Origin of the sequence: Streptomyces sp. NPDC102441 (assembly GCF_044765585.1) — a bacterium.
GTDB lineage: Bacteria > Actinomycetota > Actinomycetes > Streptomycetales > Streptomycetaceae > Streptomyces.
Window position 1 is genome coordinate 137,907 of sequence record NZ_JBIWKH010000016.1, and the last position, 14,609, is coordinate 152,515.

The window sequence follows — 14,609 nt, forward strand, 5'->3', positions numbered from 1 at the left end:
GCATAGCGCCGGAGTGTGGGCACAATTGGCGTGACTGTGCAGAGCTGGCTGGCATCGCGCAACGGATGGGGAGGCAGGAACGACGGTGGCGGAACGTAGCACGGCTGCTGTCGACGTGGCCGACAACAGCGGCGACGAGCCGCTGACCGCCAAGGCGGACGCGGCCACGACCGACGGGACGGCACAAACCCAGGACTCAGAGGGCGCAAGCTCGCAGGACGCGGAGAGCGGGCGGGACAGCTCGGACACCGTGCCGGCGTCGCCCGACCTGCACAGCGGTCACAAGCTGGCCGGACGGTACCGCCTCGAAGAGTGCGTCACCCGACTGGACGGATTCAGCAGCTGGCGTGCTGTGGACGAGAAACTACGGCGAGCAGTAGGAGTTCATCTGCTGCCCGCCGATCACCCGCGCGCCCGCTCGGTGCTGGCCGCGGCCCGCTCCTCCGCGCTGCTGGGTGACCCCCGCTTCGTCCAGGTCCTGGACGCGGTGGAGGAGGACGCCCTCGTCTACGTCGTCCACGAATGGCTCCCCGACGCCACCGAGCTCACGGCACTGCTGGCCGCAGGCCCCTTCGAAGCTCACGATGCCTACCAGCTCGTGAGCCAGATCTCCCAGGCCATGGCCGCCGCACACCGCGAAGGGCTCGCGCATCTGCGCCTCACGCCCGGCGCCGTACTGCGCAGCTCGACCGGCCAGTACCGGATCCGCGGCCTCGCCGTGAACGCCGCTCTGCGCGGCATCACAGCCGATCAGCCACTACGCACCGACACCGAGGCCATCGGCGCACTGCTCTATGCGGCTCTGACCCGACGCTGGCCCTACGAGAGCGACGCGTACGGCCTCTCCGGGCTCCCCAAGGACCTGGGTCTGATTCCCCCGGACCAGGTCCGGGCCGGCGTCCACCGAGGTCTGTCCGAGCTCGCCATGCGCGCGCTCGCCAACGACGGAGCGACCGCATCACGGCAGGAACAGCCGTGCACCACCCCGGACGAGTTGGCCAAGGCCGTCGCGGCCATGCCGCGCATCCTGCCCCCGGAGCCCGCTTTCACCGCGCCGCCCGAGTACCAGCGCACGACGTATCAGCAGGGCACCTACGGACGCCCGTCGGTGCGGCCCACCTCAGCCACCCAGCCTGTCATCGCAGCTCCTCCGCCCCCTCTCCAGAGCCGTACCGGCAAGGCCCTCAAGTGGGCCGTGTCCGCGCTGCTCATCGCCGCTCTGGGCCTCGGTAGCTGGCAGCTCGCAGAAACCGTCCTCAACCGGAGCAACGACTCCGGGGACCCGGCCCCTACACAGACCGCCGAGGACGGGGCTGACGACAACAACGCCGTCGAGCCCAGCAAGCCCGTCACCATCGCCGGAGCCCAGGACTACGATCCGCTCGGCTCGGACGGTTCCGAGAAGCCCGCCTCGATAAAGAACGTCTACGACGGGGACACGAGCTCCTACTGGAGCACCGACGGCTACTTCAGCGCCGACTTCGGACGGCTCAAGGAAGGCGTCGGAGTCGTTCTCGACCTCGGCAAGGTTCAGCAGGTGGGCAACGTCCAGGTGACCTTCCTCGGCGGCCCCACTTCCGTCGAGCTGAGGACAACCGAGGACTCGTCCTTTCCTCAGCTGCCTGGCGGTTTCACCAAGGCCGCGAAGGGATCCGGAACAAAGGTGTCCCTCAAGCCCGACAAGCCGGTGCAGGCGCGGTACGTTCTGGTCTGGCTGACCAAACTGCCTCTGAGCGACGACGGCAACTACAGGGGCAAGGTCTCGGACATCAAGATCACGAGCTGACGGCGCCAGGGCACAGCTGAAGGCACCAGGGGAGGGGGCTCACCGTTGAACGACGCCAGATTCGCCGACATCAGCGATCAGGACCTCCTGACGCGGCACGTCGCAGGCGAAGCGGACGCCTTCGGTGAGCTCGTGCGACGACACCGTGACCGCCTCTGGGCCGTGGCGCTTCGTACGCTCGGCGACCGCGAAGAGGCCGCCGACGCCGTGCAGGACGCCCTTGTCTCCGCGTTCCGTGCCGCGCATACCTTCCGTGGCCAGTCGGCCGTCACCACGTGGCTGCACAGGATCACTGTCAATGCCTGTCTCGACCGTGCCCGCAAGGCGGCCTCCCGGAAGACCGCACCGGTCGAGGACACCGAGCGGCTCGACCAGCTCATGGAACCTCACGAATCCGCCGAGGCTCCCGCCGAACGGCAGGACCTGCACCGAGAACTCCTGGCCGCACTGGCCACCCTCCCCGCCGAACAGCGGGCCGCACTCGTCCTGGTGGATATGCAGGCCTACCCCGTTGCGGAGGCTGCCCGCATCCTCGACGTACCGACGGGCACCGTGAAGAGCCGCTGTGCGCGCGGCCGGGCCAGACTGCTCCCCCTGCTGACCCATCTGCGCAGTAGCAGAGAGGACGGAAAGGACCTCTCCATGGAAAGGAACCGGACGAAGGGGCCATCCGTCCCACCGGCGTCAGGACCGAGAGACGCAGGCGACGGTGATCCTGCCGGCGTAAAGGGTGGAGGTGGGACCGCATGACATCCACAGCCGACACGGCTCAGCACCCGGACGTCTCGGAGATCTCCGACCTCACCGAGGGACTGCTCACACCGTCCCGTGAGGCAGCACTCCGCGAACACATCAACACCTGCGAAGAGTGCGCCGACATCCACTCCTCACTGGAAGAGGTCCGCTCCCTGCTGGGGGCGGCAGGGCCCCTCAGCGCGCACATGCCTGACGACGTAGCTGCCCGGATCGACGCGGCACTGGCCTCGGAAGCCGCCCACCCCGCTTCGGTACCCGCCGCAGCCGCTCCCGTTTCACGTGAAACAACAACGGATGGCGTGGCAGCTCCCCGGCCCGCGGGTCGTCCTCGTGGGGCCACCGGGCCCGGCCGGAGTCCGGCTCGCCGTCGACGCCGCACCGTAATCCTCGGCACCGCCTTCGGTGCCGCGGCCGTCGGCATGAGCGTCTTCCTGCTCCAGTCCCTCCAGGTGTCCCAGGATTCGTCCGGCACGATGCCCGACCGCGGAGTCAGCGCCGCAGAGAAGAGCCAAGGGGACTTCTCGGAAGGCACGCTGGAAGGCCGTGTCCATACGCTTCTGAGTGAGTCGACGGCCTCCGGGTCTCCGGACGACGCCTCGGCCAAGCCGTCTCTGGATACCAAGTCGTCCCCGGGAGACCTGTCTCCCGGGGACGCGTCCCCCCGCACGCCCTTGTTCGCACCAGTCGTGGATGTTCCGCCCTGCGTCCAGCAGGGCACCGGCCGGGACGCACCTGCTCTGGCCATGGAAAAGGGCAGCTACGAGGGGACAGCCGCCTTCCTGGTCGTGCTGCCCGACGCGACCGACTCGAGTCGCATCCAGGCCTATGTCATCGACGCAGCCTGCGTGGATTCCACGCCCGCGACAAAGGGACAGCTGCTGCTCACACACTCCTACACACGCCCCTGAGGGCCTTACCGGGAGCCGGACCCGCATTTCGGGAATGCAGGCCCCGTAGGATCCGTTGGGTGGGGTGAGAGTCGTTGAACCGGCCCCAGTAGGTAGCAGGCAGTCTGTAGAGACGAGGAAGAACCCGTGAGCGACGTCCGTAATGTGATCATCATCGGCTCCGGGCCGGCTGGTTACACCGCCGCCCTGTACACCGCTCGCGCGTCGCTGAAGCCGCTGGTGTTCGAGGGCGCCGTCACCGCAGGCGGTGCGCTGATGAACACCACCGACGTGGAGAACTTCCCGGGCTTCCAGGACGGAATCATGGGCCCTGAGCTCATGGACAACATGCGTGCCCAGGCTGAGCGCTTCGGCGCCGAGCTCATCCCCGACGATGTGATCTCCGTCGACCTCTCCGGAGATGTCAAGACCGTTACGGACACCGCAGGCACGGTGCACCTTGCCAAGGCCGTCATCGTCACCACGGGATCTCAGCACCGCAAGCTCGGCCTGCCCAACGAGGACGCGCTCTCCGGGCGCGGCGTCTCCTGGTGTGCGACCTGCGACGGCTTCTTCTTCAAGGACCAGGACATCGCCGTGGTCGGCGGCGGCGACACTGCCATGGAAGAGGCGACCTTCCTCTCCCGGTTCGCCAAGTCCGTCACGATCCTGCACCGCCGTGACTCCCTGCGGGCCTCCAAGGCCATGCAGGAGCGAGCCTTCGCCGATCCGAAGATCAAGTTCGCCTGGGACAGCGAGGTCGCCACGGTCCACGGAGACCAGAAGCTCTCCAGCCTCACTCTGCGCAACACCAAGACCGGGGAGACCTCCGAGCTTCCGGTGACTGGCCTGTTCATCGCTGTCGGCCACGACCCCCGCACGGAGCTCTTCAAGGGTCAGCTCGACCTCGACGACGAGGGCTACCTCAAGGTGGAGGCCCCCTCGACGCGCACCAACCTGAAGGGTGTCTTCGGCGCCGGCGATGTCGTCGACCACACCTACCGACAGGCCATCACAGCCGCCGGTACGGGCTGCTCCGCGGCTCTCGACGCAGAGCGATTCCTGGCAGCTCTCTCCGACGAGCAGCTCGCCGAGCCGGAGAAGACCCCGGCAGCCTGACTGCATCCCCCGAACCACACCCCTGCGAAGCTAAGGAGGTCGCCGTGGCCGGCGCCCTGAAGAACGTAACCGACGACTCCTTCGACGAGGACGTCCTCAAGAACGACAAGCCCGTACTGGTGGACTTCTGGGCCGCTTGGTGCGGCCCGTGCCGTCAGATCGCGCCTTCGCTGGAGGCCATCGCGGCTGAGCACGGCGACGAGATCGAGATCGTCAAGCTCAACATCGATGAGAACCCGGCCACCGCGGCAAAGTACGGCGTGATGTCGATCCCCACGCTCAACGTGTACCAGGGCGGCGAGGTCGCCAAGACCATCGTCGGCGCCAAGCCGAAGGCAGCGATTCTCCGCGACCTCGAGAGCTTCATCGCTCAGAAGTAGAGACTGACTGTTTCACGTGAAACGGGCCCACCCTTCGGGGTGGGCCCGTTTCACGTGAGCCTGAGCCATCCGCGTCGAGAGTCAGAGGGGACGCAGTGCGGGTTCCTTCTGTACCGCCCCCAGCAGCCTTTCCAGGGCCAGCTCAACGTCTTCCTTCCAGGAAAGCGTGGTGCGCAGCTCAAGCCTCAGCCGAGGATGCGCGGGATGAGGGCGCACCGTCTTGAAGCCGACCGCGAGCAGGTGATCCGCCGGGAGCACACACGCCGGTTCCTTCCATCGGGCGTCACCAAAGGCCTCAATCGCCTTGAAGCCGCGTCGCAGCAAGTCCTTGGCAGCCGTCTGCACGATCACGCGGCCCAGCCCTTGCCCCTGGAATCCCGGCACGATCAAAGCGGTCATCAGCTGCACTGCATCGGGGGATACGGGGCTGGTGGGAAACGCGGTAGACCGGGGGACGTACGCGGGCGGCGCATAAAGAACGAAGCCGGCCGCGACATCGTCCACGTAGACGACCCTGCCGCAGGAGCCCCACTCCAGCAGCACGGCGGAGATCCAGGCTTCCTTCTCGAGTTCGGGTCTGCCTGCCTTTATCGCAGCTTCCCCGCTGACCGGATCAAGTTCCCAGAAGACACACGAGCGGCAGCGCCTGGGGAGATCCGGAAGGTTGTCCAGTGTGAGCGGTACGAGCCGTCGCCCCATGTAGGCGGTTCCTCACTTCCTTCGCCCGCCGCATCACGTGCGGATGCCAGCGCACTCCGTTCTCGGAACAGGCTGCCGACGAACCCCCCGACAGCACCAAGCCCCAAACCGACTGTCACCAGGTGGCTGCGATTCACTGATCGCACGGCCCCCGCCTCCTCTGAGGTGGATCACGGTGGTGGATACGCCATACCAGAACGCATCGTATCCACCCAGAGGTGATGGGGATACCGAGAGACGGCAAAGGGCGGACCGAGTTCCGGATAACTGCCCGGAACTCGGCCCGCCCGTTGTCGTCCAGCAGGCTCAGGCCTCGTCAGCATCAGCCTGCTCGTCCTCGGTGCTCTGTTCCAGCACCCGTCCCTCACCCGGAGCAAGGCTGCCAAGAATGCGGTCCAGATCCTCCATCGAGGCGAACTCGACGACGATCTTCCCCTTCTTCTGCCCCAGATCGACCTTCACCCGCGTCTCGAACCGATCGGAGAGGCGCGAAGCCAGATCGGTCAGAGCCGGCGAGACCCGACCGCCGGCCCTGGGACCCCGAGGCTTCGCGGAACTCGTCGGCTCGGATCCGAGAAGATTCACGATCTCCTCGACCGCGCGCACCGACAGCCCTTCGGCAACAATGCGGTGCGCCAGCCTGTCCTGCTCCTCGGAGTCATCGACCGACAGCAGGGCCCTCGCATGTCCTGCTGAGAGGACTCCCGCCGCAACCCGGCGCTGCACCGACGGGGAAAGCCGCAGCAGACGGAGCGTGTTCGACACCTGCGGGCGGGACCGGCCGATCCGGTCCGCCAGCTGATCGTGCGTGCACTTGAAGTCCTTCAGCAACTGGTCGTACGCCGCTGCCTCCTCCAAGGGGTTCAGCTGAGCTCGGTGCAGGTTCTCCAGGAGTGCGTCGAGAAGCAGCTTCTCGTCATCGGTCGCACGGACGATGGCGGGGATGCGCTCCAGACCGGCTTCGCCGCACGCCCTCCAACGGCGCTCACCCATGATGAGCTCGTAGCGATCCTCGTCGACCTTGCGTACGACGACGGGCTGGAGAAGACCGACCTCCTTGATGGAGGTGACCAGCTCGGCCAGAGCATCCTCGTCGAAGACCTCACGGGGCTGCCTCGGGTTCGACGTGATCGAAGTGAGGGGAATCTCGGCGAAGTACGCCCCGGCCGAGTCGGTCTGCCCAGCGGCGGGCTCCAGCTCGCCGACAGGAGAGCTCGGCTCCGGGACCATTGCGCCGGAAGGAAGCGCGGCCAGCTTCGCGGCGGCCACCCCACGCTCCGCGGTCATGACGGGGGACGCGCCCCCCACGTTCGTACCGCCCGCAGGACTCGCGACCTGCTTCTCCTGTGGAGCTGCGGGGATCAGTGCACCGAGCCCACGCCCCAGCCCTCTACGACGCTCGCTCACTGCATGCCCTCCGAATGACTCTGCTGGCTGTTCTGGACGCCCGTGTGGGCGGGCCCGCCCGCCGGGGCGTGCTGGGCCTCGTAGTGCACCCCGACGCCTCTCAGCGCGATCTCACGGGCCGCCTCGAGGTAGGACAGAGACCCGCTGGAGCCCGGATCGTATGTCAAGACGGTCTGCCCGTAGCTGGGAGCCTCCGAGATACGCACCGAGCGCGGGATGCTGGTGCGCAACACCTCTTTGCCGAAATGACTGCGCACCTCCTCCGCGACCTGTGAAGCAAGCCTGGTCCTGCCGTCGTACATGGTGAGCAGGATCGTCGAGACGTGAAGATCAGGGTTCAGATGTCCCCGGACCAGATCGACGTTACGAAGCAGCTGCCCGAGGCCCTCGAGCGCGTAGTACTCGCACTGAATCGGGATGAGCACCTCTGCCCCGGCTACAAGGGCGTTGACTGTCAGCAGACCGAGCGAGGGTGGGCAGTCGATGAGGATGTAGTCCAGCGGCTGGTCATACGCCTGGATCGCCCGCTGCAGACGGCTCTCCCGCGCCACCAGCGATACCAGCTCGATCTCCGCACCGGCGAGATCGATGGTCGCAGGCGCACAGAAAAGACCTTCGACATCCGGGACAGGCTGAACCACTTCGGAGAGCGGCATGCTCTCCACCAGTACGTCGTAGATTGAGGGGACTTCCGCGTGATGGTCGATCCCCAGAGCGGTGGAGGCATTCCCCTGCGGATCGAGGTCCACCACCAGGACGCGTGCGCCGTGCAGCGCGAGCGAGGCGGCGAGATTGACCGTCGAGGTCGTCTTCCCCACACCGCCCTTCTGGTTGGCCACGACCATGACGCGTGTCCGGTCTGGCCGTGGCAGCCCCTCGCCGGCGCGGCCGAGGGCCTCGACCGCCAGCTGAGCCGCACGACCAATGGGTGTGTCGTCCATTGGAGGCGGTGTTTCACGTGAAACACCGTCCCCCAGGGACTCGGTACGGGGACCGGGGACCGGGTCGGTCATCGGTCCCGCGATGTTGGCGTCGGACCGCAAGGATTCACTCTCCTCGACTTCAGGCTCGCAATGAACAGAGCCTGCCATGCTTTCGGGGTCGCGAACCAGCGAGGCCGACTCTTCTGTGGATGAATCCGGTTCTGTGGACAACTTGGTAGCCCGTACGGGCTTGCGGTCGCGCGGCGCGGCAGCCGTGCGACCGCGACCGATGATTCCCTGCAACAGAGAGCGACGTTTCACGTGAAACACGATGCCTGTGCAGTACAGCGGCAGACTCCCGACACTCCGCAGACAGCGGATATCGCTGCTTGCATGGAGCATCTGCGCGAAAGACACAGAAAGTGACCAAAGGGCGCAAAAAGGTCCGGTCGAGCTGTCGCTCGGCCGACACTCATCGCCGTCGTCGCGTCCGGCTCACCCGTGCGGCCTTGGCTCGCTTTGCGGCGAACCTCACACCGCCCGGGCTCTCACCGACCACCACACGCACCACGGTGGCCGTCGGATCAACCAGGCCCTCGCCGACGTGCAGCACCTCGGTCTCCACCACTCCGAGCTTGCTCAGAGCGGCCCGGGCTCCATGGATCTCTTCCTCGGCCGTACCCCCCTTGAGCGCCAGCATCTCCCCGTACGGGCGGAGCAGGGGCACGCCCCATCCGGCGAGCCGGTCGAGCGGGGCGACTGCCCGGGCCGTCACCACATGAACAGGCTGCAGCGTTCCGAGCACTTCTTCGGCCCTGCCACGGACGACCGTCACATGATCCAGCCCCAGGAGCTCGACGACCTCCTGGAGGAAGTTCGTGCGCCGCAGTAGCGGCTCGAGCAACGTGATCTTCAGGTCGGGGCGCACCAGCGCCAGCGGGATACCTGGAAGGCCGGCCCCCGACCCCACATCGCACACAGTGACGCCTTCGGGGACCACCTCGGACAGCACCGCGCAGTTCAGCAGGTGGCGTTCCCACAGGCGCGGCACCTCGCGCGGGCCGATCAGCCCTCGCTTGACGCCCGCATCGGCCAGCAGCTCCGCGTACCTGACAGCCTCTGGCAAGAACTCACCGAATACCGCTTGCGCCTCCTCGGGCGCCTGGGGGAGCTCTGCTTCCTCCGTCACGGGGACCGTCCTTCCGTACCGCTCTAGCACGCTGACTATCAGGCTGACAAAGATCGGCCCCGCCTGCGAACAGACGGGGCCGACAGTACAAGGATCCGGTCAGGCCGGGAGAACGACAACGAAGCGCTGGGGCTCCTCGCCCTCGGACTCGCTGCGCAGACCTGCCGCCGCGATCGCATCGTGCACGACCTTGCGCTCGAACGGCGTCATCGGCTCCAGCTTGACCGGCTCACCCGAGCTCTTGACCTCATCCGCGGCCTTGGCGCCCAGCGCCGCGAGCACCTCGCGCTTCTTGGCACGGAAGCCACCGATGTCCAACATCAGTCGGCTGCGGTCGCCGGTCTCGCGGTGAACGGCCAGGCGCGTCAGCTCCTGGAGCGCCTCCAGCACCTCACCATCGCGGCCCACAAGCTTCTCCAGGTCACGCGCCGAGTCGCTGATGATCGAGACCGCGGCCCGGTCCGCCTCCACGTCCATGTCGATGTCGCCGTCGAGGTCGGCGATGTCGAGCAGGCCTTCGAGGTAGTCAGCCGCGATCTCCCCCTCCTGTTCGAGGCGGGTCAGAGTGTCGCTGCCCTCAGCGGCCGTGGTGATGGTGCCTTCCGTCACGGATGGACTCCTTCTTACTTCTTGGACGGGTGCTTGGGCCGCTGCGGGCCCTTGCGCTGTCCGGACTTGGCTTGGCGTGAGGAGCCGGATGCCGCGGGCTTGCCCGCCGGCTTCGGCTTGTCGTCCTGCGATGCGTCCTGCTTCTCCAGCGAGGTCTTGGGTTCCGAGCCGGTGGAGCCGGAGTCCTTCTCCGTGCCGGGATGCGTGGCAGCAGTGTGACGCTTCGCCTTGGTCTGGCGCTTCGGCTGCTGGCGCTTGGCCGCAGCACCGCCCTCGGCCTCGAGAACGGCGGCTTCGCTCTTCGCGACCGTTCCGTCCTCCTGCGCGGCAAGGCCGAGCTTGCCCAGACCGGTGATGAACTTGCGCTCGATGTCGTTGCGGTCGGGACCCTTGACGACGATCCGCTTGACGGTGTTGCGCCGTGTACGGCCCCGCACCTCACCATGCGCGGTCACACTCTTCAGCACACGGCTCAGGTACTGGTCCTGCGCCTTGCTGCCCGGGGTGGGGTTCTGGTTGATCACGTACATCTGCTGACCCATGGTCCAGACGTTCGTGGTCAGCCAGTACACGAGAACACCGACGGGGAAGTTGATACCCATGACGGCGAAGATCAGCGGGAAGATGTACATCAGCATCTTCTGCTGCTGCATGTACGGGGTCTTGACCGTCAGGTCGACGTTCTTCGTCATCAGCTGGCGCTGGGTGAAGAACTGCGACGCGGACATCATCACGATCATGATCGCGGTCACGACACGGACGTCGGTCAGGGAGGCGCCGAGCGCCTGCACCTTCTCTTCGCTGTCCATGAACTTCGCGGCCAGCGGAGCACCGAAGATGTGTGCCTGACGGGCACTGTCCAGCAGGGGCTGGTCGATGACACCGATCGTCTTGCCCGAGGCGATGGCCGAGAGCACGTGATACAGGGCGAAGAAGAACGGCGACTGCGCCAGGATGGGAAGGCACGAGGAGAGCGGGTTGGTACCCGTCTCCTTGTACAGCTTCATCATCTCTTCGGACTGACGCTGCTTGTCGTTCTTGTAGCGCTCCTGGATCGCCTTCATCTTCGGCTGGAGCACCTGCATGTTCCGCGTCGACTTGATCTGCTTCACGAAGAGCGGGATCAGGCAGATTCGGATCAGGATCACCAGGGACACGATGGACAGGCCCCAGGCCCATCCCGTGTCATCGCCGAAGAGCGCTCCGTACAGCTTGTGGAACTGGACGATGACCCACGAAACAGGTGTGGTGATAAAGCTGAACAGACTGGCAATCGTGTCCACTAATCAGGCTCCTTGAGCTTTGGGCGAGGTCTCTGTGGCCGGGCTCAGGGGTTCGGAGACCGACCCCCTGGAAGGCACATCGGCGGCGGAGTCCCCGCCCTTGCCGCCACGCACACAGCTGCGCAGCATTTCGTGCCAACGCGGACGTTTGCGTGGCGGTACGTGATCCACGCCGCCGGGTGACCACGGATTGCAACGCAGGATGCGCCATGCGGTCAGCGCGGTTCCCTTGATCGCACCGTGCCGGTCGATCGCCGTATATCCATAGTGGGAACACGACGGGTAGTAGCGGCAGACGGGCCCGAGGAGAGGGCTGATCGTCCACTGATACAGCTTGATAAGAGCCAGCAGCGGGTACTTCATCGCGCACCCCTTCCCAGCAGCCGCTGAAGGGCGGCGTCCAGGTCTCGGGACAGCTGTGCATGGTCGGCGTCACCCGATCCGGGCAGCGCTCGTACGACAACAAGGCTACCGGGGGGCAGCTGAGCAAGCCGATCGCGGACCAGATGACGAAGCTTCCGCTTCACCGCGGTGCGAACGACTGCTCCACCCACTGCTTTGCTGACAACGAAACCCGCACGCGGCGGGGGAACGCTCTCCCCTGTCACGTGCGGGTCCGTAACACCGCTGCTTAGATGCACGACGAGTAGCGGGCGTCCGGCCCGACGTCCCCGGCGTACAGCGGCTGCGAAGTCCTCGCGCCGCCTCAGCCGATTCTCGGTAGGCAGCACGTCATGACCTGACCGCGATCAGGCGGACAGGTTGGTGCGACCCTTGCCACGGCGGTTCGCGAGAATCGCGCGGCCGGCACGGGTACGCATGCGCAGTCGGAAGCCATGGGTCTTGGCGCGACGACGGTTGTTCGGCTGGAAGGTGCGCTTGCTCACTCGGGGGCTCCAGAAATGATTCGTGTGTTGGCGGGACATCGCCTGGCTGTCACCGTGCGCCCACGAGGAACTCGCGTAAACGCCTTAGTGCACCGCTTCACAATCACAGATCGTGATGTTTGCCCATCGGAGGCAGGCGGCAGCAGCCATCGACAACTCGACCTGGTCACGGTACGCGCGGCTACGCCATCCGGTCAAACCGGCTCCGCACCACCCCCTGCTGTACACAGCCTGTGGACAACAACTTGAACCGCGCGGGTCGGCCTGACTACCGTGGCTGAACTCCGGTTCTTTTCCTTCCTCCCTGCCGGGCCTCACCCGACCCGACCCATCCGTCCCGAGAAGCACACATTCGTGGGACATGCGAGAGAGCGTGCCTTGTGGCTGACGTACCTGCCGATCTTGCCGCAGTGTGGCCGCGAGTGCTGGAACAACTCCTCGGGGAGGGCCAGCAGGGCATCGAGCCGAAGGACAAGCAGTGGATCGAGCGCTGCCAGCCTCTGGCACTCGTCGCTGACACCGCGCTGCTGGCCGTACCCAACGAGTGGGGCAAGCGCGTCCTGGAGGGCCGGCTCGCGCCGCTGATCAGCGAGACGCTGACCCGTGAGTGCGGGCGGCCGATCCGGATCGCGATCACCGTCGACGATTCCGCGGGCGAGCCCCCGGCTCCGCCGGCGCCCCCGATGCACCAGCCCCACCAAGGGCAGCAGTCCCACCGATACCAGGGGCCGCAGCACGACGAGCCCTCGCGTAACAACGGGTACGACGGCTACGGCCCCAGGCCCTCCGACGACGGCATGCCGACGGCCCGCCCCGCCTACCCGGACTACCAGCAGCACCGCCCCGAGCCCGGCGCCTGGCCCCGCGTCCAGGAGGACCTCTCCTGGCAGCCCCGGCACGGCGGCTACCAGGACCGCGACCCGTATGCGAGCCCGCGCCCCCAGCAGCCGCAGCACGACTACCGCCCGCAGCCGCCCGAGCACCAGGGCTACGAGCAGCAGCGGGACAGCCGCGACCGCCACGATCTGCAGGACCAGCAGCCCCAGCACCAGCACCGCCAGGGCGGCCCCGGGACCGGGAGGGCCGGCGGCGGCCCCATGGGCACGCAGTCCGCACCCCCGCCCGGGACCGGCGAGCCGCACGCCCGGCTGAATCCGAAGTACCTCTTCGACACCTTCGTGATCGGCGCGTCCAACCGTTTCGCACACGCGGCGGCGGTCGCCGTCGCCGAGGCACCCGCGAAGGCGTACAACCCCCTCTTCATCTATGGGGAGTCGGGGCTCGGCAAGACCCACCTGCTGCACGCCATCGGGCACTACGCGCGAAGCCTCTACCCGGGCACCCGCGTGCGGTACGTGAGCTCAGAGGAGTTCACCAACGAGTTCATCAACTCGATCCGCGACGGCAAGGGCGACACCTTCCGCAAGCGTTACCGCGACGTGGACATCCTCCTGGTCGACGACATCCAGTTCCTGGCGAGCAAGGAGTCGACGCAGGAGGAGTTCTTCCACACCTTCAACACGCTCCACAACGCCAACAAGCAGATCGTGCTCTCCTCGGACCGGCCGCCCAAGCAGCTCGTGACCCTCGAGGACAGGCTGCGCAACCGGTTCGAGTGGGGCCTCACCACCGATGTGCAGCCGCCCGAGCTGGAGACACGCATCGCGATCCTCCGCAAGAAGGCCGTGCAGGAGCAGCTCAACGCCCCGCCCGAGGTACTCGAGTTCATCGCCTCCCGCATCTCGCGCAACATCCGCGAGCTGGAGGGCGCTCTCATCCGTGTGACCGCCTTCGCGAGCCTGAACCGGCAGCCGGTGGATCTCGGCCTGACCGAGATCGTGCTCAAGGACCTGATCCCGGGCGGTGAGGACTCGGCTCCCGAGATCACCGCGCCGGCCATCATGGCGGCGACCGCGGACTACTTCGGACTGACGGTGGAGGACCTCTGCGGATCCTCACGCAGCCGCGTCCTGGTGACGGCACGCCAGATCGCCATGTACCTGTGCCGCGAGCTGACGGATCTCTCCCTGCCCAAGATCGGTGCCCAGTTCGGCGGGCGCGACCACACCACGGTGATGCACGCCGACCGGAAGATCCGAGCCCTGATGGCGGAGCGGCGTTCCATCTACAACCAGGTCACGGAGCTCACCAACCGCATCAAGAACGGCTGACGCGCCGGCAGCAGCCGGACTGTCACAGCGCACCCCGGGCGCCCCACGAGGACCGTACGTCGTCCTCATGGGGTGCCTTTTCGTCGTCACGATCAGCTGATCGCGTCGTCACGAGCAGCTGAGCTCGTCTCGTCAGGAGCCGCTGAGAGCGACGCCAGGAACGCCACGTACGAGCTCTGGGGCCGGCCTCAGGCCCCCTCGGAGCACCCGCTCCCGCTCCGGTCGACGGCCTGCACGAGGGCTGGGCGCCTACGAAGTGTTCGAATACGGGCCTCGGGCGGACCCTTCTCCACAGAAGTACGAGGAATCTGGCGTCCACAGCCTGGGGACTGCGAAGTTGTCCAGATTGCATCCACAGGGTCAGCTGCCGATACTCCATCAGGCCAGGTCACATGCCTGGGGATTTGTGGTCAACGATGATCCACAGCCTGTGGACAGAAATTTCGTCCACAGGGTCCGAATGATGTTGTCCACCGGCGGCCCACAGGCAGGGCCCGGTTGTCCCCAGCTTCT

Annotated in this window: 15 protein-coding genes; 6 read left to right on the plus strand and 9 right to left on the minus strand. The window is 66.6% G+C overall.

Going from position 1 to position 14,609, the window contains the following annotated elements:
• The first annotated feature begins 85 nt into the window (after positions 1–85).
• From ACIREO_RS31320 to trxA, 5 genes are all read left to right on the plus strand, one after another.
• The gene (locus tag ACIREO_RS31320; protein WP_404116290.1) at positions 86–1,786 is read left to right on the plus strand and encodes a serine/threonine protein kinase; all 1,701 of its coding nucleotides are present in this window, start codon (positions 86–88) and stop codon (positions 1,784–1,786) included.
• A 45-nt stretch (positions 1,787–1,831) separates the two neighbouring features.
• Positions 1,832–2,536 (plus strand): RNA polymerase sigma factor SigM, encoded by a 705-nt coding sequence (sigM, locus tag ACIREO_RS31325; RefSeq protein ID WP_404116292.1) that lies wholly within the window; start codon positions 1,832–1,834, stop codon positions 2,534–2,536.
• On the plus strand, positions 2,533–3,450 hold the full coding sequence (locus ACIREO_RS31330; RefSeq protein ID WP_404116294.1) for an anti-sigma factor family protein: 918 nt from the start codon (positions 2,533–2,535) through the stop codon (positions 3,448–3,450). Before sigM ends, ACIREO_RS31330 begins: the two co-directional genes overlap by 4 nt.
• A 126-nt stretch (positions 3,451–3,576) precedes the next feature.
• Entirely contained in the window at positions 3,577–4,548 is a 972-nt protein-coding gene (gene trxB / locus ACIREO_RS31335; RefSeq protein ID WP_404116296.1) for a thioredoxin-disulfide reductase, read from the plus strand.
• A gap of 44 nt (positions 4,549–4,592) precedes the next feature.
• Positions 4,593–4,928: a thioredoxin gene (gene trxA, locus ACIREO_RS31340; RefSeq protein ID WP_404116298.1), complete on the plus strand. Its 336-nt coding sequence runs from the start codon at positions 4,593–4,595 to the stop codon at positions 4,926–4,928.
• Between the two features lie 81 nt (positions 4,929–5,009).
• Here the strand turns inward: trxA and ACIREO_RS31345 are convergent, their stop codons facing one another.
• From ACIREO_RS31345 to rpmH, 9 genes are all read right to left on the minus strand, one after another.
• On the minus strand, positions 5,010–5,627 hold the full coding sequence (locus ACIREO_RS31345) for a GNAT family N-acetyltransferase (protein WP_404116300.1): 618 nt from the start codon (positions 5,625–5,627) through the stop codon (positions 5,010–5,012).
• Positions 5,628–5,933: 306 nt separating this feature from the next.
• Positions 5,934–7,034 (minus strand): ParB/RepB/Spo0J family partition protein, encoded by a 1,101-nt coding sequence (locus ACIREO_RS31350; protein ID WP_404116302.1) that lies wholly within the window; start codon positions 7,032–7,034, stop codon positions 5,934–5,936.
• Positions 7,031–8,125, minus strand: coding sequence for a ParA family protein (locus tag ACIREO_RS31355; RefSeq protein WP_404116409.1), 1,095 nt, complete (start codon positions 8,123–8,125; stop codon positions 7,031–7,033). The genes ACIREO_RS31350 and ACIREO_RS31355 overlap by 4 nt, the downstream gene beginning before the upstream one ends.
• 304 nt (positions 8,126–8,429) lie before the next feature.
• The gene (gene rsmG, locus ACIREO_RS31360; protein WP_404116304.1) at positions 8,430–9,146 is read right to left on the minus strand and encodes a 16S rRNA (guanine(527)-N(7))-methyltransferase RsmG; all 717 of its coding nucleotides are present in this window, start codon (positions 9,144–9,146) and stop codon (positions 8,430–8,432) included.
• A 99-nt stretch (positions 9,147–9,245) separates the two neighbouring features.
• Positions 9,246–9,755, minus strand: a complete 510-nt coding sequence (locus ACIREO_RS31365; RefSeq protein ID WP_404116306.1) for a protein jag — start codon at positions 9,753–9,755, stop codon at positions 9,246–9,248.
• A gap of 14 nt (positions 9,756–9,769) precedes the next feature.
• Positions 9,770–11,038: a membrane protein insertase YidC gene (gene yidC, locus ACIREO_RS31370; protein ID WP_404116308.1), complete on the minus strand. Its 1,269-nt coding sequence runs from the start codon at positions 11,036–11,038 to the stop codon at positions 9,770–9,772.
• A 3-nt stretch (positions 11,039–11,041) separates the two neighbouring features.
• Positions 11,042–11,401 (minus strand): membrane protein insertion efficiency factor YidD, encoded by a 360-nt coding sequence (gene yidD / locus ACIREO_RS31375; RefSeq protein ID WP_404116310.1) that lies wholly within the window; start codon positions 11,399–11,401, stop codon positions 11,042–11,044.
• Positions 11,398–11,769: a ribonuclease P protein component gene (gene rnpA / locus ACIREO_RS31380; protein ID WP_404116312.1), complete on the minus strand. Its 372-nt coding sequence runs from the start codon at positions 11,767–11,769 to the stop codon at positions 11,398–11,400. Before rnpA ends, yidD begins: the two co-directional genes overlap by 4 nt.
• An 18-nt stretch (positions 11,770–11,787) precedes the next feature.
• Positions 11,788–11,925, minus strand: a complete 138-nt coding sequence (rpmH, locus tag ACIREO_RS31385) for a 50S ribosomal protein L34 (protein ID WP_078850492.1) — start codon at positions 11,923–11,925, stop codon at positions 11,788–11,790.
• A 380-nt stretch (positions 11,926–12,305) separates the two neighbouring features.
• On the opposite strand from rpmH, the gene dnaA reads away from it, so the two are divergent.
• A complete protein-coding gene (gene dnaA, locus ACIREO_RS31390) occupies positions 12,306–14,096 on the plus strand; it encodes a chromosomal replication initiator protein DnaA (protein ID WP_404116314.1) in 1,791 nt (596 codons plus the stop codon).
• Positions 14,097–14,609: the final 513 nt, after the last annotated feature.

What these genes read in the sequence shown, in the direction of transcription:
- ACIREO_RS31330 (WP_404116294.1), top strand. Translation starts at nt 2,533, where the DNA reads ATGACATCCACAGCCGACACGGCTCAGCACCCGGACGTCTCGGAGATC.
- ACIREO_RS31345 (WP_404116300.1), bottom strand. Translation starts at nt 5,627, where the DNA reads ATGGGGCGACGGCTCGTACCGCTCACACTGGACAACCTTCCGGATCTC.
- ACIREO_RS31355 (WP_404116409.1), bottom strand. Translation starts at nt 8,125, where the DNA reads ATGGCAGGCTCTGTTCATTGCGAGCCTGAAGTCGAGGAGAGTGAATCC.
- yidD (WP_404116310.1), bottom strand. Translation starts at nt 11,401, where the DNA reads ATGAAGTACCCGCTGCTGGCTCTTATCAAGCTGTATCAGTGGACGATC.